Consider the following 18172-nt stretch of genomic DNA (forward strand, 5'->3'; position numbering starts at 1 on the left):
GAGCGCACGCTACGCGGCAGAAGCGTGCGTCTTCGAGCGCACGCTACGCGGCAGGGTCGGGCGGAGCCTGCTGGGCGGCAGAAGCGGATGTTCAGTCGCGGCCGAGGGCCCTACGCGCCGTAGTAGATGAGGGTGACGGTGCTACCGACTGAAACCGATGACCCCGCTTCAGGCACGAGCCCGATGACCAGATTCGACGCACACGAGTCCGTGGGACCGCAGTTGCGGGGTTCATACTGGGCCACGAGCCCAAGCCGCTCCAAGCTGTCTTTGCCCTCGTCGAGCGGCACCCCCAGCACATCCGGCACCAACACCGGCGCGTGCTGTTCAGCGACCTTCGAGGGCGTTTGCGTTTGCGGCGACTGTCCGCTGCTGCATGCAGTGAGCATCAGCAGGGGCGTCAGAATGCACAGAGCGACGGATGAACTCACGCTTGTCTGACGACTTCGCCAACGCAACCGTTCCATGCCGAGAAGTGGACCACGGCGGAACTCGCGCATGGTCCAGTCTCAGCATGACCCCGCGCGGAACGCGGCAGAAGCGGGCGGGTGTCACGCCAGCATGAGGACAAACTCCGCGCCGTTCTCGGCCATAAAGATGACGCGCACCTTGGTGGCTTCCACCACCCGCTGAGGTACGTCGACGATCGACGTCGCTGGCGCTACGTCTGCCGTACAGGGAATGTCCTCGCCCACGTCCCCGTGGCGTCGTTCGACGAGCGTCACTGCGTTCCCGGAGTCAGATACGGACGCGGTCTCGGCAACGGACGGACACGAACTGGACCCCCACACAGTCACCTGGATTTTCGATTCACCTTTGACCCACGAAACGGCCATAGGCGTGACTCGGCCGTCCCTGCCTGTCGCGGGCGCGGCTCCTCGGGGCATCCCCGCGTACCAAGACACGGGAACTGACTGCGACGTCGACTCCCGATGGCCGTTTCGCGTTGGCGCCTGACCGTCCGGGAGGAACTTGACTGGGATGGTGTCGGTTTCGCCTGAGACGATGACAGTCAACTCTGGGGGGGCAGTGGTGAGGCCGTCGATGGTCACGGTGGCGGACTGCATGTCGGTGCCACACACGTCGGGGGTCAGGTCATTCCGGACGATGAGTGTCACGGCCCCGGAGTTGGTGAACTTCGCGGTCCCCAATGGTGGGCAACCGCTCATGTACACCGCGTCAGGTACGAACGCGAGGGTGCGGTCCCCAGGGTTCCAGATGGCCACCCTCCCGTCCTGTCCGTCAATCAGGGCTGCAAGAGGCTCCGAGACACCAATTGCCGCCTCTACTGCCAGGTCAGGGCCCGCAGACTCTGCGGTCAGCAGGTCATTGCTGTCGCGGTCGGCGCTGCCGCCAGGGATACCTTGGAGAGCCAGGGCACTTCCGCCGACCACCAGCGCGGTCACGGCTGCCGCCCCCGCAACGAAAGCGCTTTGCTTACGGCGCTTCGCGGCCTGCCCGCCGGTCAGCAGATGCCCGACCGGTGCTGCCCCAACGGAAGCCTCGTCGAGGTCGTCGAGGAGGGTCCGGTGGCGTTCGTTCATGACAGGTGCCCTTCAGAGATGTCTGACAGATGCGGGCTGACGGCCAGTTTCGCCATCGCGCGGGAGTGACGGCTCTTGACCGTCCCGAGAGAAGTGCCGAGGAACTGGGCGGTCTGCGCTTCGGTCATCTGCGCGTAGTACCGGAGGACCACCACCTCGCGGTGGTCGTGGCTCAGGTCGCGCATCGCCCGATGAATGGCATCGGCTACAGCCACGCCGTCGGCAGTGTCAGCAACACCCGCGTCAGGGAGCGTGTCGGTGGGTCGTTCGCCCCACCAGTGGCGTCGTCTGCTGTCCCGGTAGCAGTTGAGCAGGACCCGGTACACGTAGGCGTCGCGGTTATCCGCGCGCTGCACCTTCGCCCACTTGATGTAGCACCGCATCAAGGTTGACTGCACCAGGTCATGTGCCTGATCGACCGTGCAACCCAGCACGATGGCAGACCGAACCATCGGGCCCCAACGGGCGCTCGCAAAGGCGGAGAAGTCTCCGTCATCCTCGCTCATTCAGGCTCCCTGGCTCGTTCGCTCTCCTCCTTTGACGGGGCGGCCCCGACATAAGGTTCCCGCAACACCCAGACGAGTGGACTGAACCCCGTCCCAGTGCCTTCAGCATGGCGACCGAGGAACGCACTCATCTCGGCAGGACCGCGCCGGTCGCGGCAGATGCGGATGCCGTCAGCGGGCAACACGGACGGGTCGCATCGCTCTCAGCGACATCGAACGTACGGCTGGGTGCACGGGTCAACCCGTGCGGTCACGTAGCATCCGACCGGTGCCCTTCTTCGACTTTCTCTCGGACAACCCGCGCTACGCGGGGAAGAAACTCAGCATCAACCGCCTCAACAAACGACACAGGTTCCTCATCGGACAGTTCGCCGAGGACATCAAGGACGCCCGAGTGCTTGATCTCGCCTCGCACGATGGCCGCTGGTCGTACGCGCTGAGCGCAGCGGGTGCCCGAGAGGTCGTCGGAGTCGAGGTACGGGCTGACCAGAGCGCGCAATTCGAGGCGTACCCCGATTCTGATCTCAAGTCCAAGGTCCGCTTCATCCACGGCGATGTCTACGAACAACTCCCACTCCTGGCCGCCGACGAGGAACAGTTCGATGTCGTTGCCATCTACGGTCTCTATTACCACGTCATGGACCACTACGGCCTGCTGAACCTGTGCCACCAGATGCGTCCGAAATTGATCATCATCGACAGCGAGTTCGCCCTGGCCGAAGAGCCCGTCATCAGACTGGCAGAAGAGCCGACCAGCAGTCACCTCAACTCCGTTGCCTACACACCCGACCAAGCAATGGCCCCGGTCGGCATTCCCAGCCGCAGCGCCATGGAAGTCATGGCGCGATCACTTGGCTACGAGGTCACATGGACCGACTGGAACGCCGTACCTCCGAAGTCACGAGGCGGGCTGAAGTCCTACTACCGCCAACCACCCCGCTGGAAGCGCCGGGAGACATGTGCGCTTCGCCCGGTGGGTCGCGAGGCAACTCCCTGATCCCGCGCTGACACGTAGCGCAGGGGTGCTTGGACTTCTGGAACCCGAGGATGCCGCGCGGCAGACGAGCGCGGCACCCGACTCGAACGCCCTCACATCGGCAGAGTCGGGCGCAAGGCAGCTGGCGCACTTGACCATGACGGACTCCGGTGCGCCGATGGTGAGATGGAAACCATCCTTCTCGCGCCGAGCGCATCACTACCCGTTGAAGACCGTCTACACCTGGCGATAGCTGCCTACCTCGCCCGCTACAAAGACCTGTCCCGCAAGCACGCTGCCACGGACCTGCGCGCCTTCGTGTCGTGGTGCCAGGAACGAGGACTACAACCGCTGCAAGCTCAACGACCGCACATCGAACTATATGTCCGCTGGATGCAAGAACAGGCCCGCTATAAGCCTTCAACGGTCTCGCGGCGCCTTTCGGTGGTCATCGGGTTCTTCCGCACCTGTGTCATCGACGGAGTACTTGAGCACTCGCCCGCCGACTATGTCCGGCGACCACACGTGCCGCCCGAATCACCAACCTTGGCCTGAGTCACTTGCAGTTCGAGGCGATGCTGAGCACCGCGCGCGACTCGACCAACCCCAACGACTTCGCTCTGGTTGCGATGCTCGGGCTGCTCGGACTTCGGATCTTCGAAGCCACCGGTTCCGACATCGAGAACATGGGCAAGAGCCACGGACACCGGGTCCTGAAGGTCTGCGGCAAGGGAACCAAGGTCGTCCTGGTTCCGCTCCCGCCCGCGGTCGCGCGGGCACTGGACCGGGCGGTCGGTGATCGTGAAGGTGGGCCGATCCTGCGCAGCGGAACCGGAAGCCGCATGGACCGCCATTGCGCAACCCGACGGCTCCGAGACCTCGCCAAGCAAGGTCGGGTGCTCACCGCTCGCATGCACCCTCACATGCTGCGCCACACCTTCGTCACCACTATGCTCGACGCCGGCGTCGACCTCCGAGACGTCCAGATCGCTGCCCGCCACGCCGACCCGCGGACCACGATGCGCTACGACCGGGCACGCAACAACCTCGACCGGCACCCCAATTACATCCTCGCCGCGTACATGTCGTCCGGCACCTAGCAATCAGCCCGACTCTGCCGATGAGCGGTCGTTGTCTATGTCGTGATCTGGTCAGCGGCACACTAGGCTCACGGCTGTCCTGCGCAGGCCTGGTATCCCCACACGGCGTAGCCGTTGCTGGTCTCGAAGTTGACGTGCGCGTGAGCGGACCCGTCATCTCGCAGCAACCAGGCACCGCGCCCGGGTCCCTCGATGACGTACGCGGCCGTCGAATCTAGGGCTGCCGCGACGCGCGAGGTGAGGAATACCCCGATGGCCTCTCCTCGAGTTCCGACACCGTCCGGGTTTCCGAACGGTGGGGCCGCCGAGATCATCGACCGCCCACCACATGTCAGGGCGCTCGGAGTGGCGGCGTCATCCTTCCCGCACCCCTGGTAGGCGTCCGGCCACCATCCGTCGGGACGTCGGCTGAGGAAGAAGACCCGGGCGGCAAGACCGTTCTCGGCAACCTCGTAGACGGTGGCCTGGGTCTGGGTTCGTGAGGCGAGGACCAGAACTGCGTCGATGTACGGGGCGGCGGCCTCCTCCGGTCTTGCCCGTCCCGGTCCGGAAACATCGAGGTCCACGGCGCCTCGGTCAGTCGGCGGGCAAGGCAGGGCCGCCACCTCCACGGGTGCTTCCGCACCACCGGCAGGCACGCCGCCGACGGCCGAGAGTGTGATGGTGGCGCCCTCTTCGATGGGTGCACCTAGCTCAGGGGTGGTGTGGATGTTGAAGCGGCCGACGGCCCCCGAATCGGTGACCTCGACAGTGAACCCAGCCTGCTCGAGCCTGGTCACTCGCTCGGCCAGCGCGGCCCCTGAGTCGAACGGCACCGTCGTCCACCCGGCCGGGAGCACCATCGCGCTGCCCAAGATGCGCTTCACCTGCGCCTCGGCGTCATCAAGCTTGATGCTGACCCACACCGACATTCCCTGATCTGGGAAAACTTCACCGCCGTAGCAGAAGGGAGGGGCGGACTCGTCGCAGCCGCGGGCCGTTGTCGGGAACGGATCTGCCGCGAGAGGCGTGAACATCACCCGGGCGATGCTCTGCGGTTGAAGGATGCAACCCACCGAAGAGGCCATGGTCCCGTCAAGGACCTCACCGGGCGCCCCGGTGCCACAAGGTGACTCGCTGACCGGCCACAAGGCAGGGACAGCGACAACCACGCCGTTCTGCCCGACCCACTTCATCCCGGCCGGAGGCGCCGGGAACGGGGTTGACTCATGTTCGCCATCGACCGCGCCGGCAGGCCGGACCGGGTTGTTGTCGGCCCCCAGGTTCGTCACCGCCAGCACGGTCACGACCAGCGCTGACGCGAGCACCGCAGCCGCGGCACCACGGCGTCGCCTCCGACGCGACCGCGCCAACCCCACCAGGCGGCCCGCGTCCAGCGGCGCTACGACGATGGCGTCACGGGCGCGGGTCAAGAGCTCGACCCGGCGGTCCTCGGGGGCAGGTTCGGTCATCACAGGTCGTCCTCCACATAGGCGGCGAAGTCGGCAGGGTCCAAGGCGGCGATGCCCCTTGAGGTGCGGCTCTTGACCGTCCCGAGGGCCACACCGAGCACCTCGGCGGTAGCGCGCTCGCTCAGGTCCGCCACGAAGCGCAGCACCAGCACCTGCTGCTGCTCCACCGGCAGCTGACCCAGCGCGGCCACCACGGCACGGCGCAGGTCCACGTCACCGGTGCGGTCACGCTGGGTCCGGTCGGGCAGCACCGCTGTGGGCTTCTCACCCCACCACCGGCGGCGCCTGGACGTGGACAAGTCGTTCACCATGATCCGGTAGACGTAAGCGTCCGGTTCCGCCGGCTGACGGACCCGGCCCCAGTGCGCCCACGTCTTCACCAGAGCAGCCTGGGCGGCGTCCTCAGCGTCCGCGTGCGAGCATCCCAGCAGCACCGCGGCGCGCACCAGGGACGCCCAGCGTCCCGACGCGTAGGCGGTGAAGTCGTCGTGTCCGTTCTCGTCCATCACCCCTCAGACAACACGAGCGGCGCGAAAGGTTCCGCCGAACGGTCCGGTGGGTCTTGATGATGACTGGCGCGCGGCCCGCCAGCGCTACCGGCAACACTGGCGCTCGTCTGCCTACCAAGCCTTCAGCAGAGCGGCGCGCACCATTAGGGGCTGGGACGTCGGACGCACCGGCTTCATCGAGGTCGCGACAGTCGCCCGCAAGCGGCCACGCTTGCGGTCCTCGTCGCACCAAATGCACGGACGTTGCACCCTTCTCAACTCGGTCGCGACGCCCCCTCGGGTACTCAGTCAATGCTCGCGTGCTTAGCGAACTTGATGAACACTGCATCGCATGCCCCATGTGAGGTCACCTCGGTTAGTCAATCTCGCGGTCCTCGGAGAACTTGCCCCGTTGCATCAGGACTCCTAGGGCTTGCTCGGCGGTCTCACGTAGAGACGCCCACTCAGGCATCGCTTGCACCTTGTTGAGTGGCGGATAGTCGTCTGGCAGTGCACGCGTCGTTGCCTCTAAGACCTCTTGGTAACGGCAGAGCGCCTCCACCTCGGCCGCGTCGTAGATGTCGCCGTTGTGCGGGTTCTCGCGCGGGTGCTTCCACACTTGGTCGCCCCATTGGTTGATGACCTCGTACGGGACGTGGGCGATGGGTACGTTGCGCTCATACTGCTGCTGTTCCTCGAACGACGCCGCCAACTCTAGGTACTCAATGATGCGGTTGCGCACCCGTTGCTCGATGAGGCGCTCGCTGGCCTTGCCGTGCCCAATCGTCACCCTGGCATTGTCTCCTGAAACGCCCGACTCTGCCGCGTAGCGTGCGCTCGAAGACGCACGCTTCTGCCGCGTAGCGTGCGCTCGAAGACGCACGCTTCTGCCGCGTAGCGTGCGCTCGAAGACGCACGCTTCTGCCGCGTAGCGTGCGCTCGAAGACGCACGCTTCTGCCGCGTAGCGTGCGCTCGAAGACGCACGCTTCTGCCGCGTAGCGGGCTCCGCCCGACCATGCCGCAGATAGCGTGCGCTGCGGCCCATTCGGTCATGCCGCGACCTTGCCCAAATCCTCGCGTAGCCTTCGAACTGGGTCGGTGCTATGTGACACGCTGGGGACATGAGGCCGAACGAGATCGCTTTGTTTGCAGAGCAGTCGACCGACCCTGACGAACTACGCGAGTTGTCGACGAGCAGATTTACGGCGGTGAGAACGGCTGTTGCGAGGAACGTGTGCACACCGGACGACGTGCTCGAACTGCTCGTGGAGGACCGGCATCACCTTCCCCGATACGGGGTTGCAGAGAACCCCAAACCTTCGGCACTGGAAGTGGCGTTAGGTGCTGCGAACAGTTCGGTGCGAGTGGCCGTCACGAGACGTCAAGACCTCACCCCTGAAGTGGTGGAACGTCTCATTCAGGACCCAGAGCGGCACGTGCGCACGAACCTGGCCCTATTGACTCGTAACGAAAAAGTCCTCCGAACGCTTGCACTCGACCCAGATAATCAGGTCCGTAGCGTCCTTCCGAGGGTTGCGCTTACTCCTGACGATGTCATCGAGGCTCTGTCGCACGACTCCGACCGTATGGTGCGCTGCTCTGTGGCCACGTCGTACAGAGCGTCGGAAGAACAACTGCAACGGCTGCTTCGAGACAAGTCAGCGACTGTCCGCGACTGCGTCGTCCGCTGGTATAGCCGTCGTTCTGACGTGCTAGAGGCGCTTGAGAACGACCCCGACCCTCACATCGCCCGTTTTGTTGCAACGGTTCGCGATGGACGCGCCAAGCATGGAGTGTCTGACACCGTGGTGACGGATGCGTTAGCGCGTCACCGTCATCGGTCCATCGCTCGGCTAATGTAGACGTCCGCTCTTGCCGCGTAGCGTGCGCTCGAAGACGCACGCTTCTTGCCGCGTAGCGTGCGCTCGAAGACGCACGCTTCTTGCCGCACTGCGGGCTCCTGTGCCGATGAGCGGGCGGTCAGTCAGTAGGGGTTAGGCGCGTTCGCGCTTCTGATACGAGCCGCGAGTAATCCGGGCCGAACGGTTCGACCAGCACCCTCTCTATAAGTGCCGAGACGGCCCACAAGGCAATTTGCTCAGCCTCGTTTTGGGGAGGCGTCACCTGCTCGTCGTCCTCCCAGCGATGCAGGAGGTCGAAGAGAACCAACGCCTCGTCGGAGGTCATTGAGATGCTCACTTCGCCACCGTCCGTCATGCCCGGCATCCTGCCGGAACCACCCGACTCTGCCGCGTAGCGTGCGCTCGAAGACGCACGCTTCTGCCGCGAGTAGTGCGCGGTCATGTCGATGAGCGGATGGGTCCCCGAACCGTGACAGGCTGGCCGTGTGATGAATGTTTTGCGCTTTGTAGTCGTTGCCGTTGAGAGCGGCGCGAAGGCGCTCGTCCCGGCGATTGACGGCCAGTCGCTCATCGAACTCGTGGCTGTGTTCGAGGCGCAGCGAGGCTACGAGCCATCGGGCGGCTACGCCGGAATCATCCCCGCGCACTTCAACTTCGGCGACCTACGGCTCTACTACGAGGCACGCGAGGAACGCCAGTGGCCCAGCCCCCATCACGCCTGGCTGCTTGGCTGCGACTGTGGCGAGGTTGGATGCTGGCCGCTGACAGCGCGCATCGCGATAACTGCTACCGAGGTCACCTGGTCAGACTTCGGGCAAGAGCACCGGCCTGACTGGGACTTCCAGGGCTTTGGGCCCTTCGCGTTCGAGCGCGAGCAGTACGCGACCGCCGTATCGAGTGCCGTCGAGGCACTCGGCTGAACGCACTCATCTGCCGCGAAGTGGACTGGTTAAGCGGATGTACCGCAGTTGGACATGCGCCACCGGCTGAACCGCCCGCTCATGCTTGATGAGCGCGTGTTGCGCACGGATGGGACGGGCTGCACGCTCGGTGGCTTGCAGCGTCCTCGTGATGGTTCCGCTCGCGGTGCCGCCGCGCCTGGGATGGTGCGGCTAACGTCTCGGACGTGACGTTAAACCATGTTCGACGCGGAAGCGGCAGCCCGCTGTTGCTAGTGCACGGTCTGGGCGCAGGGTGGCATTCCTGGGCCCCGATTCTCGACGGACTGGCCGAGCACCGAGAAGTCATTGCTGTCGACCTACCAGGGTTCGGTGACACTCCGTCCTTGACCGGTGAGGTCTCGATCGCCGCCCTGACCGATTCTGTCGCGGACTTCATCCGCGAACAGGGGCTGAACGGGGTTTCCACCGTCGGCCAGTCAATGGGCGGGCGAATTGTGCTGGAGCTAGCGCGGCGTGGTGTCGGCGGCGACACCGTGGCGCTGGACCCGGGAGGGTTCTGGAGCGACCGCGAGCGCTTGGTCTTCGGCGCCACGCTGCGGCCTTCGATCGCACTGGTCCGAGTGCTGCGCGGCATGCTGCCAACACTTCTCGGCAGCTCGGTAGGACGGACTTTGCTGTTGGCGCAGTTGTCGGCGAGGCCCTGGGCGCTGTCGCGAGAGACCGTGCTGCCGGATGTGCGAGGGCTGGCCGACTCCCCGGCGACAATCGCCGCACTGAACGCCCTGACCAAGGGGCCCAAGCAACAGGGCGCTCCGGCCGGGACCGTACCCGGTCGGGTCACGATCGGGTGGGGGCGTCGCGACCTGGTCACCGTGCCGAGACAGGCCACACGCGCCACGGAGCTGTACCCCGACGCGGTGCTGCACTGGTTCGAGCGGTGCGGTCACTTCCCACAATGGGACGCACCGCTCGAAGCGACCCGACTGATCCTCGACAGCACCGACTGATTGTCGCTCGCCCAACCGACGAGAGCACCCATCGCCGTAGGCGGAGTCGCGTGCAGGCGCGCCGACAATGTGCCGTGTTGTCACAGGCCCCATTGGACGCCCGACTCTGCCGCGAGTCGTGCTCGGTCGTGCCGATGAGCGGACAAGTCGCGCGGGTAGCATCGTCCGCATGACGAAACCCATTGCGTGGACGCTATTCGGCTTCGTCGCCGTTGTGGTCGTAGGTACCTTTGCGCTCGGGCTCGACGGTGGGCACGACCCTGCCGGGTGGACCACTTTGACCGCGCTGGTCGTGTTCTCAGCCTTCGCAGTGTTTCGCAGGCTGGTCAGGGGGCGCGACGAGCCTGGTGGCGACGCCTGACAAGAGGCCAGTGGCTGAGGGCAGACCATCGCACTCTCATGCCGCGTAGAGGTCGGCGGACAGGCGGGGTCTACTTCCCAGTACTTCTCCCACCCTGCGGTGGAACCCGTCTCTGTCTCTTACCTGCTGGGATGGCCGGTGGCTCAGTCTAGGGACAATCGTCCGCTCATGCCGCGTAGCGTGCGCTCGAAGACGCACGCTTCTGCCGCGTAGCGTGCGCTCGAAGACGCACGCTTCTGCCGCGTAGCGTGCGCTCGAAGACGCACGCTTCTGCCGCGTAGCGTGCGCTCGAAGACGCACGCTTCTGCCGCGTAGCGTGCGCTCGAAGACGCACGCTTCTGCCGCGACCCGAGCGGTAGTCGATGCGCGAACGTCCGGCAGCCGCTGCTTCACGTAACTCCCGAGCCCTTCACGCCGTTAGGGGGTCGTGATCGACATCTCCTCCTCGCCGGGCGGCGCTTCTCGGCCGCGCGAGTCCCGGGCAGGGACGCCGGTCGCACGTTGGCGCACAGTCCTTGCCGCCGCAACGACGCTCACCCTCGTGATCGCGCTGAGTGTGCTCGCCTGGGTCTGGCGTCATCCGCACGCCTTCGCTGACGCAGACGGCAGCATCGGCCAGGTCGCCCGAGCGTGGCCAGTGGGCAAGTCGATCTATGTGGGAGTCACGTACGGCGACCCCAAGGGCACCATCACCCTTGAGGACGCCGAGCCGGTCGTCGAACGCAACAGCGCGCGAGCCGAGATCAAGCACTTCATCTGCATCCCCGTGCGGCCCGGCGGCGGCAGCATCGGCTCCGTAGACGAAGCGGGGGCCGAGGAGCACTGCGCCACGTTGGAGCCTGTCGATGGCACACCGATCACCTGGGAGTCCAGTGAGAACCCTCAGGTCCTCATGCGGATCACGCCCACCACCGAGGGCGTGATCGAGGTCCCGAGTTCCGAACTCACGTACCGGGAGGGCTGGCGCGTCGGCAGCCAGCGGGTCGGCGACGGCATCCGCCTTCGAGCACTCCTAGGGTAGGAGACACCATCCGCTCTTGCCGCCCAGCGGGCTCCGCACGACCATGCCGCACTGCGGGCGGAGCCCGACCATGCCGCATGTGGCAGTGCGGCGAGCACGTGGCGGAAGCCCCGACATCCCCCGCTGAGAAGTGAGCTTCCTCGGACCCGGCCCGGCTCGAACGGGCAGCCACCCTCGCCAGCAGCGGGCAGGACGCACCCTTACCGGGTAGGCACGCCTTGGGCGGGTTCATCAGAGTGTGTAGTTGTGTGCCGTGATGCAGGACCTGGGCGGCGGTCTCGCGACCGGCCACCCAGGCAACCCCTGCCGATGTGGTCGGACCACTGTTTACGGATCACGGTCGCCACACAGGATCGAAACCTGCCGTAGCCCGTCCGCCCCAGGGGCGAGGCGAGACCAGCAGGCTACCTCGGCACAAGTGGACTTGGCACCTGCAATATGTACGACTCTGCCGCGACCGGCGCGGTCCTGCCGATGAGCGTGCGTTCCTGGCGCACGGACCGACTGCCGCGCAGGGGGCGGCCTGCGCGGCAGAGGGCGGCCTGCGTTCAGCCGGGTGGGCCGAGTCGTAGGCGACCCTCTCCGTAGGCTGTGCTCATGACACTTCAACCGCTGCGACTCCTGCTCGGTACCACTGTCTTGATCGGCTGTGGGGCGACTGCCGTGCATGCGTCTACGGCGGTCGCCATTCCTGTTGTCGACCGGGCAGCCGCCAGCCAAGCGTGTCAGGGCAAGCCCGTCACCATCCTGGGAGCCAACCGCGCCAGGGGCGAGATCCAGGGCACGGTGCGGGACGACGTGATCATCAGCGACGGCGCCCGCTCCGTGCATGCACGGGGCGGAAACGACACTATCTGTCTCACCGGCTCGGTCGGGGCGGGCACTGTTCTCGTCGACGCAGGCCCAGGTACGGATGTGATTCTCAACCGTCTCAGCGGGCGCAGCGCGACTCAAGTCCGACTCGGTGCAGGAGCCGACCGCTACGTCGGCGGAGACCGACGCGACTACGTCCTGACCGGGGCCGACATTGAGCGTGACCGGGTGTGGACCGGGCCGGGTCAGGACCAGGTTGTCGCCCGAGGCGAGGACGACGTCGATCTGGGCGCCGGTCCGGACGAGGTCGACCTCGCGGCGACCAGCGCGGAGCAACGCCTCGTCGGGGGCGCTGGCGCCGACGCATTGAGGTTCGGGTCCGGTGCGGACGCTGCTGGCTGGCAGGTCGACAACACGACGCAGCGCGCCACCCGCGACGGCGCCACCATGCTGCGCTGGACCTCTTTCACGCAGTTCCGATTCCCGCGCCAGGACCTCGCATCCTTCACTGGCGGGCCAGCAGATGACGTGGTCGAGGCTCGCTCTATTGGCACAGCGGTCACAGGCGCCGGCGACGACGCCGTGATCGCAGGCGGAGTGGGTTCGGTGGATGTGGGGGCCGGCAACGACCGCGTCATCGCATCACGTGTTCGGGACCGGCTGGTGCTCGGTGCCGGCGACGATCGCCTGGAACTCAGCGTCGAGCCCAACGGCGGACTGCCGATCTACGACGGTGGGCCCGGTCTCGACCTCTTCAGTCCGCGCATCGACGTCCCGCCGTCCACGACATTCCCCCAGGAGATCCGTGGCGACCTGGTGACCCAGGACATCACTTTTCCGGGGTCCGACGTGCCAGCCATCAAGCTCGCCGCCATAGAGGGCCTGCACCTTTACGGATTCCGGGTCACCCTCGTCGGCGACCAGCAGCGCAACCACCTGGCGGCCGACGGCTGCCACATCACGATCACCGGGGCGGAGGGCGACGACTTGCTGCACACGGCCCTCGACCCCTTCCAGGACTTCCCCTGCGACGAGCAAACGGCGCCTACGCGCGAGATGAGGGGCGGGGCGGGCGATGACGTGCTCCGCGGCGACATCTACCGCGACGTGCTCTTCGGGGGCAGCGGCAACGACCTGCTGCGCGGCGGGGAGTTCAACGACACGCTCGTCGGAGGCCCCGGACGCGACGAAGCCCGAGGAGAGTCTGGACGCGACACCTGCCGCGCCGAGGTCCGGCGCGGCTGCGAGAAGTAGGAGCTTCAAACCCTCCGCGCCTTGATGTCTACACAGACGTACATGTCCTCGGCTGACGTCGCGCGCGAAGTGGCACGCTCCTACCGCGAAGCGTGCGCCGAAGTTTCGAGATTCGGTCACACTGGCTCGCATGACCCTGTCAATCGCAGGAGTAGTCACGGCCGTTGCGGCCTTGTCCTGCGCCGGTCTCTCGCTGGCAGCATGCGCCTCCACGCCGCAGACCGTGCGCTCCGGCCCTCCAGTGGTCGCACAGCAGACGGACCGTCCCGGTGAGTTGGCGTCATTCACGGTCGAGCGCCTACTCACCCGACGACACGAACTGGTGGTGCGAACGCGCGGCAGTTCCACATGTCCTTGGCGCGTCACGGACGTGCTGGCGACCAATGACGGTCGAGCACTGACAGTCACGCTGAGCAACGCTCAGAACACCGCCAAGCCTCTCTGCACCGATGACCTACGTGAACACCGGGAAGCAATTCCCCTGCCAGTCGGCGTGCAGTTAGAACAGGTGACGGAGGTTCGGAAGCTTGACACCCAGGGGGCTTCTCACACATCCCTGGTGAGGGACGTGGGACCTGAGTCGCTACCCAATAAGCCGTTCGTTCTGGACTGTGCGCCTGGGGAGAACGGCAGCAGCATGACCTACGAGTACTGGTTGGAGGGCCCCAGATTGGTCGACACACCTGAGCAAGTCGCTGGACGTGTGCTTGCGGCGCATCCCACCTGGCAGGTCGTCTCGGAGGAGACTCGGATAGGGGCGGACGTAGCCGTCTTTGACGAAGTAGGTGACGTCAAGGGCATCCTGCTCAGCCAAGAACAAGAGGAAGGATGGTTTCTCTCAGCAGAGAGTCACTGCGTGAACACTGACCTCTACCGCTGACGCGTCCTCACGGGCAGGAGACATCCGCTTCTGCCGCGACCTGCGCGGTCGTAGCCGATGAGCAGACTTACCAAAGCCTCGCGTAGTCGGTGGCCTAAGGAGTACACCGGCAAGAAGAAGGCCCAGGCGAGGTTAGACATCTCGACCGCGGCGAACCGAACAACCCGATCCGGCGCGTGGATGTCCCAAACATCCACGTCGTGGCGGTGCGACGGGTATGACGGATGGGCGGCCACGATCCGCTCGGCGGCGTGTTCCTCACGACCCGCACCTTCACCCAGGCCGCTGAGCGCGAGCTCGAAGGACGAGGTGTGCGTGTTGTGCTGGTCAAGGGCGAAGAGCTGGTCGACTCGCGGTCGAGTATGGCGTCGGTGTGGAGCCGATCACGGTCGCGACGATTCACCGGATCAACGATGACTTTTTCGACTCTCCCTGACGCGAGATCGATTCACCACCCGAGGGCGCTGGCGAGTAGCAGTTCGAGGCATAGCCCGTCGCCGCCGAGCTCGATCATCTGGTCGACCTCGTCCTCAAGGTGCGCCAGGAGTTTCGGCCGGGTTCCGGGCATCGGGTAGGTGGCCGGGAAGTCACCGCCGTGGATGTGGTCGAGGTCGATCAGGAGGCGCTCGTAGCGGCAGGAGTCGTCGAAGTCGGAGATGTCTGCCAGCGCGCCCAGGCACGAGCGCGCGGCGGCGTACGCCTCGACGTAGGCGAAGGTCATCGGGAGCGTCACCGCGCCACCGTCACCCAGGTGACTGCACCGGTCGACTCTCGTTTCGAGCACTGTGGATGACGACGCCCGAATCGCCTCTCTTGGACCCGTCGAAGGCCCCGAACGATTGAACGATGTTGGCTGTCGACGTCACCGAGAATCTCGTCCTGAAACACCTGCCACCACCCAAGATTCACCCCTCAATTCGTCGGCACGCATGCTACGAATGAACGTAGATGGGCCGCCTGGTGTCGGGCGGCCCACGACGCATTTTCGGGCCTGTTGTTGGAAATCGTTGGGGGTGGAGTGTCGTGCATGGTGGTGTGAAGGTCTACCGCGGGAACCCGGCCGCGGCGCGGAGCTATGTCGAGGCAGACCATGCCCGTGTCGATGACTACTACTTGGCCGAGGGGACAGGGTTGGCGATGCGTTTCGTTGCCACACCCGATGGTGTCGAGGCCGTCGGAGCACTCGACGGTGACGGGTATGAGGCCTGGGTCGCCGGTATTGATCCACTGACCGGGGAGCCGCGCGGCCGCCTGCGTCAGGACGCGTCGGCGGTGCGGTTCGTCGAGGTGGTGGTGAACGGGCCGAAGACCTGGTCGCTGGCCGCCGCACTCGACCCAGCTGTCGCCGTGGCGTATGACGCCGCCCAGGACCGGGCCGCGGGTGAGATCATCGGGTGGTTGGCGCAGCACGCTACGACGCGGGTCGGGCCGCGGGGTCGACAGGTACAGGTGCCGGTTGAGCGGATCGAGGCCGCGACGGTGCGTCATTACACATCGCGCGCTGGCGATCCACATCGTCATCTGCATGTGCAGATCAACGCGCGAGTGTGGGCTGCGGGCAAGTGGCGCGGCCTGCACACTGTCGGGGTCCGGGACATGATCGATGCCGTGAACGGGATCGGTCATGCGGCGGTGATGTGCGATCCGCAGTTCCGCCAAGTGCTCGCTGACCGCGGGTTCAGCGTCGACGCAAAATCGGGCGAGGTGAACGAGTTGGCCGGGTTCGTGGGTGCGTTCTCGGCCAGGGCGCGCCAGATCGGCCAGAACATCGCCAGGTATGAGGCCGCATGGCGTGACACCCATTCCGGTCAGGAACCGGGTCCAGAGCTCCTTCGCACGTGGGACAGGCGTGCCTGGTCGCAGGCACGCCCGGACAAGGTGGTCCCGACCGACGGCACGGTGCTGACTGACAGGTGGGTTGATGAGTTGCATCGGCTCGGATTTCGTACCCCTACTCACGGGGCGGCATTGAACGGAGTGCGCACTGGTGCTCTGGACCGTGACGCGGCAGTCACCACCGTGTTGACCAGGCTTGGGGCGAAGCGATCGGGATGGAATGGGGCCGATATCCGCGGCCAAGTTGAGTTGCTCATCGCAGGCGAGGGCATCGTCACTGATCGGGCGGTGCGTATCGAATTGGCCGAAGACCTGACGGCGCGCGCCGTCGCAGCCTGCGTTCCGTTGCTCGACGAGGAGGGAACGCCGGAGCACATCCGGGCACTGACGTCGGCCACCGTGCTTGGGGTCGAGGCCGACCTCAATGATTCGTTCGCCGTGCGTGCCTCCCTGCCCGGCCTGTCGGCGAACATCACCGGCGGGGACCTCGACGAGGCCCAGATGCGGGCCGTCGCCACGCTGGCGGGCAAGTACCGGCTGGTCGTCGTCGAAGGTGCCGCCGGGGCGGGGAAGACCGCCACCCTGGCCGGCACCGCATCAGTTGTCGCCCAGACAGGGCACCGGATGATCGTTGTGACGCCGACGCTGAAGGCCGCCCACGTGGCCGAGACCGAGGCCGGAGTCCAGGCGCACTCGGCCGCCTGGCTCGCACACCAATACGGCTACGCGTGGGACAACAACGGGTGTTGGACCCGCGGGCCCTCGGACCCGTCCGCACAGGCTGTGTTGGGTCGTGGTGACTTGTTGCTGATCGACGAGGCCGGAATGCTGGACCAGGACACCGCCCACGCACTGATTCGGATTGTCGATGAGACCGGTGCGCGTCTCGCGCTCGTAGGGGACCGCCACCAGCTACCTGCCGTCGGCAGGGGCGGGGTCCTGGACCTCGCCGCACGTTGGGTAGATCCCGAGGCGCGCCTGATGCTGGATACTGTTCACCGGTTCGTGGACCCCGACTACGCGAAACTCAGCCTCGCGATGCGTGCGGGCGAGAACCCTGCAGCGGTGTTCGACCAGCTGGTCGGTCGCGGCGAAATCGTCCTCCACCCTGACGAGGCCTCGCGCACCGCGGTACTGGCCGATGGCGCAGCGGCTACCGGGGCCCTCGTCGTGGCTGACACTCGCGAGCAGGTGGCCGATCTCAATCAGGCGATCCGCGAACGGCTCGTCACCGCCGGGAAGGTTGACGACTCCCGGGTGCTCATCACCGATGGAGGCGAGCGTCTCGGGGTCGGCGACCGAGTCGCCACCCGCCGCAACGACCGCGACCTCAATGTGGCCAACCGTGACACCTGGACCGTCAGCGGGCTGCGCGACAACGGCACCATGCATCTGGTCGGGGTGGCGGGCACCCGGGAGGTTCCCTACGGCTACGCCGTCCGCGACGTCGAGCTCGCCTACGCCTCGACCGTCTACGGCGCCCAGGGCGAGACCACCCGAAGCGCCCATCTGGTTCTCGGGGAACACACGGGTGCGGCATCGGCCTACGTCGCCATGACCCGCGGACGCGAAGCCAATACCGCGCACGTCGTCGCGGAGGATCTCCACGACGCCCGACAACAATGGGCACTGGTGTTCAGCCGAGACCGGGCCGACCTCGGCCCCGCCCACGCGGGGCGACTCGCGGCCGAAGCAGCAGCCAAGTACGAACGCTATGACCACCCGGCACACACCGAGGGGCGCAACGATCCGGCACCCGTGGCTCGCCGGCATCGCGAGCCGCCACCCAGCTACTCCCGCCCTTCCCGGGGCGGCCCGGGGATCGGCTTCTGAGGTCCGATGGTCGGATGCGACGGCTTGGAGGGGGGGACGTGCCCTGACCTGCGCAAACACCAACGTTCCCCCTCCGGCAACGAGCAGGAGGTAACCCTGTCGATCACACCGCCCGTTACGGATATCGCGACCGACGAACGTCACTGAAATCACCGAAAACCGCTCTGTGCAAGAAGTCTCGTCAACTTTCGGGGGAACGTGCCCTGACCTGCGAAAACACCAACGTTCCCCCTGGGGGGAACGTGCCAGGGGGGACGGAAGCGGTAACGTTCCCGGCCCAGAATGGTGACCACAACACTGCGGAGTCCACCAGGACCCATCACGGTTCTCATCGGGA

At 66.0% G+C, this 18172-nt stretch carries 19 protein-coding genes; 11 read left to right on the forward strand and 8 right to left on the reverse strand.

From position 1 onward, the window contains the following. Positions 1-110: 110 nt before the first annotated feature. From BM204_RS06545 to BM204_RS06555, 3 genes are read right to left on the reverse strand one after another with little or no spacing between them, the layout of a single operon-like run. Positions 111-500: a PASTA domain-containing protein gene (locus BM204_RS06545; RefSeq protein WP_091111422.1), complete on the reverse strand. Its 390-nt coding sequence runs from the start codon at positions 498-500 to the stop codon at positions 111-113. Positions 501-551: 51 nt separating this feature from the next. Then, positions 552-1544 (reverse strand): hypothetical protein, encoded by a 993-nt coding sequence (locus BM204_RS06550; protein WP_091111424.1) that lies wholly within the window; start codon positions 1542-1544, stop codon positions 552-554. Further along, on the reverse strand, positions 1541-2050 hold the full coding sequence (locus BM204_RS06555) for a SigE family RNA polymerase sigma factor (protein WP_091111425.1): 510 nt from the start codon (positions 2048-2050) through the stop codon (positions 1541-1543). Before BM204_RS06555 ends, BM204_RS06550 begins: the two co-directional genes overlap by 4 nt. A 268-nt stretch (positions 2051-2318) precedes the next feature. On the opposite strand from BM204_RS06555, the gene BM204_RS06560 reads away from it, so the two are divergent. The 3 genes from BM204_RS06560 (at position 2319) to BM204_RS22940 (ending at position 4126) form a co-directional block, all read left to right on the forward strand. Beyond that, complete coding sequence (locus BM204_RS06560; protein WP_170259331.1) at positions 2319-3047, forward strand: methyltransferase domain-containing protein; 729 nt, start codon at positions 2319-2321, stop codon at positions 3045-3047. Between the two features lie 165 nt (positions 3048-3212). Next, on the forward strand, positions 3213-3581 hold the full coding sequence (locus tag BM204_RS22935; RefSeq protein WP_218031408.1) for a phage integrase N-terminal SAM-like domain-containing protein: 369 nt from the start codon (positions 3213-3215) through the stop codon (positions 3579-3581). 5 nt (positions 3582-3586) lie between these two features. Then, positions 3587-4126, forward strand: coding sequence for a tyrosine-type recombinase/integrase (locus tag BM204_RS22940; protein WP_218031407.1), 540 nt, complete (start codon positions 3587-3589; stop codon positions 4124-4126). Positions 4127-4194: 68 nt separating this feature from the next. On the opposite strand, the gene BM204_RS06570 is transcribed toward BM204_RS22940, so the two are convergent. The 3 genes from BM204_RS06570 to BM204_RS06580 form a co-directional block, all read right to left on the reverse strand. Further along, positions 4195-5412 carry a hypothetical protein gene (locus BM204_RS06570; RefSeq protein WP_143099672.1) on the reverse strand — a complete coding sequence of 406 codons (1218 nt, stop codon included), beginning with the start codon at positions 5410-5412 and terminating at the stop codon, positions 4195-4197. 164 nt (positions 5413-5576) lie between these two features. Beyond that, entirely contained in the window at positions 5577-6083 is a 507-nt protein-coding gene (locus BM204_RS06575) for a SigE family RNA polymerase sigma factor (protein ID WP_091111430.1), read from the reverse strand. Between the two features lie 358 nt (positions 6084-6441). Further along, positions 6442-6855 carry a hypothetical protein gene (locus BM204_RS06580; RefSeq protein WP_091111432.1) on the reverse strand — a complete coding sequence of 138 codons (414 nt, stop codon included), beginning with the start codon at positions 6853-6855 and terminating at the stop codon, positions 6442-6444. 332 nt (positions 6856-7187) lie between these two features. Between BM204_RS06580 and BM204_RS22165 the strand changes: the two genes are divergently transcribed. After that, complete coding sequence (locus tag BM204_RS22165) at positions 7188-7928, forward strand: PIN domain-containing protein (protein ID WP_143099673.1); 741 nt, start codon at positions 7188-7190, stop codon at positions 7926-7928. A gap of 118 nt (positions 7929-8046) precedes the next feature. Here BM204_RS22165 and BM204_RS06585 read toward each other — a convergent pair whose 3' ends face one another. Next, complete coding sequence (locus BM204_RS06585) at positions 8047-8370, reverse strand: hypothetical protein (RefSeq protein ID WP_218031183.1); 324 nt, start codon at positions 8368-8370, stop codon at positions 8047-8049. 43 nt (positions 8371-8413) lie between these two features. Here BM204_RS06585 and BM204_RS06590 point away from each other — a divergent pair, with 43 nt between their 5' ends. The 6 genes from BM204_RS06590 to BM204_RS22170 all read left to right on the forward strand — a co-directional run bounded on the left by BM204_RS06590 (position 8414) and on the right by BM204_RS22170 (position 14166). After that, complete coding sequence (locus BM204_RS06590; protein WP_091111435.1) at positions 8414-8848, forward strand: hypothetical protein; 435 nt, start codon at positions 8414-8416, stop codon at positions 8846-8848. 254 nt (positions 8849-9102) lie between these two features. After that, positions 9103-9837: an alpha/beta fold hydrolase gene (locus BM204_RS06595; protein ID WP_246166211.1), complete on the forward strand. Its 735-nt coding sequence runs from the start codon at positions 9103-9105 to the stop codon at positions 9835-9837. Between the two features lie 169 nt (positions 9838-10006). Further along, complete coding sequence (locus BM204_RS06600; protein ID WP_091111438.1) at positions 10007-10198, forward strand: hypothetical protein; 192 nt, start codon at positions 10007-10009, stop codon at positions 10196-10198. Between the two features lie 427 nt (positions 10199-10625). After that, the gene (locus BM204_RS06605; protein WP_143099674.1) at positions 10626-11219 is read left to right on the forward strand and encodes a hypothetical protein; all 594 of its coding nucleotides are present in this window, start codon (positions 10626-10628) and stop codon (positions 11217-11219) included. 798 nt (positions 11220-12017) lie between these two features. Next, entirely contained in the window at positions 12018-13286 is a 1269-nt protein-coding gene (locus tag BM204_RS06610; protein WP_170259126.1) for a calcium-binding protein, read from the forward strand. A gap of 130 nt (positions 13287-13416) precedes the next feature. Continuing rightward, entirely contained in the window at positions 13417-14166 is a 750-nt protein-coding gene (locus tag BM204_RS22170; protein ID WP_143099675.1) for a hypothetical protein, read from the forward strand. Between the two features lie 448 nt (positions 14167-14614). Here the strand turns inward: BM204_RS22170 and BM204_RS06620 are convergent, their stop codons facing one another. Next, positions 14615-14899, reverse strand: coding sequence for a hypothetical protein (locus BM204_RS06620; protein WP_091111445.1), 285 nt, complete (start codon positions 14897-14899; stop codon positions 14615-14617). 302 nt (positions 14900-15201) lie between these two features. Here BM204_RS06620 and mobF point away from each other — a divergent pair, with 302 nt between their 5' ends. Then, the gene (gene mobF, locus BM204_RS06625; protein WP_246166204.1) at positions 15202-17835 is read left to right on the forward strand and encodes a MobF family relaxase; all 2634 of its coding nucleotides are present in this window, start codon (positions 15202-15204) and stop codon (positions 17833-17835) included. The last annotated feature ends 337 nt before the right edge of the window (positions 17836-18172 follow it).

The organism is Nocardioides psychrotolerans (assembly GCF_900113685.1).
Classification (GTDB): Bacteria; Actinomycetota; Actinomycetes; order Propionibacteriales; family Nocardioidaceae; genus Nocardioides; species Nocardioides psychrotolerans.

Excerpts from the sequence above, each read along its gene's own strand:
- BM204_RS06545 (WP_091111422.1), bottom strand. The coding sequence starts at position 500 with ATGCGCGAGTTCCGCCGTGGTCCACTTCTCGGCATGGAACGGTTGCGT.
- BM204_RS22165 (WP_143099673.1), top strand. The coding sequence starts at position 7,188 with ATGAGGCCGAACGAGATCGCTTTGTTTGCAGAGCAGTCGACCGACCCT.
- BM204_RS06550 (WP_091111424.1), bottom strand. The coding sequence starts at position 1,544 with ATGAACGAACGCCACCGGACCCTCCTCGACGACCTCGACGAGGCTTCC.
- BM204_RS22170 (WP_143099675.1), top strand. The coding sequence starts at position 13,417 with ATGACCCTGTCAATCGCAGGAGTAGTCACGGCCGTTGCGGCCTTGTCC.
- BM204_RS06585 (WP_218031183.1), bottom strand. The coding sequence starts at position 8,370 with ATGACCGCGCACTACTCGCGGCAGAAGCGTGCGTCTTCGAGCGCACGC.
- BM204_RS22935 (WP_218031408.1), top strand. The coding sequence starts at position 3,213 with ATGGAAACCATCCTTCTCGCGCCGAGCGCATCACTACCCGTTGAAGAC.
- BM204_RS06555 (WP_091111425.1), bottom strand. The coding sequence starts at position 2,050 with ATGAGCGAGGATGACGGAGACTTCTCCGCCTTTGCGAGCGCCCGTTGG.
- BM204_RS06600 (WP_091111438.1), top strand. The coding sequence starts at position 10,007 with ATGACGAAACCCATTGCGTGGACGCTATTCGGCTTCGTCGCCGTTGTG.
- BM204_RS06575 (WP_091111430.1), bottom strand. The coding sequence starts at position 6,083 with ATGGACGAGAACGGACACGACGACTTCACCGCCTACGCGTCGGGACGC.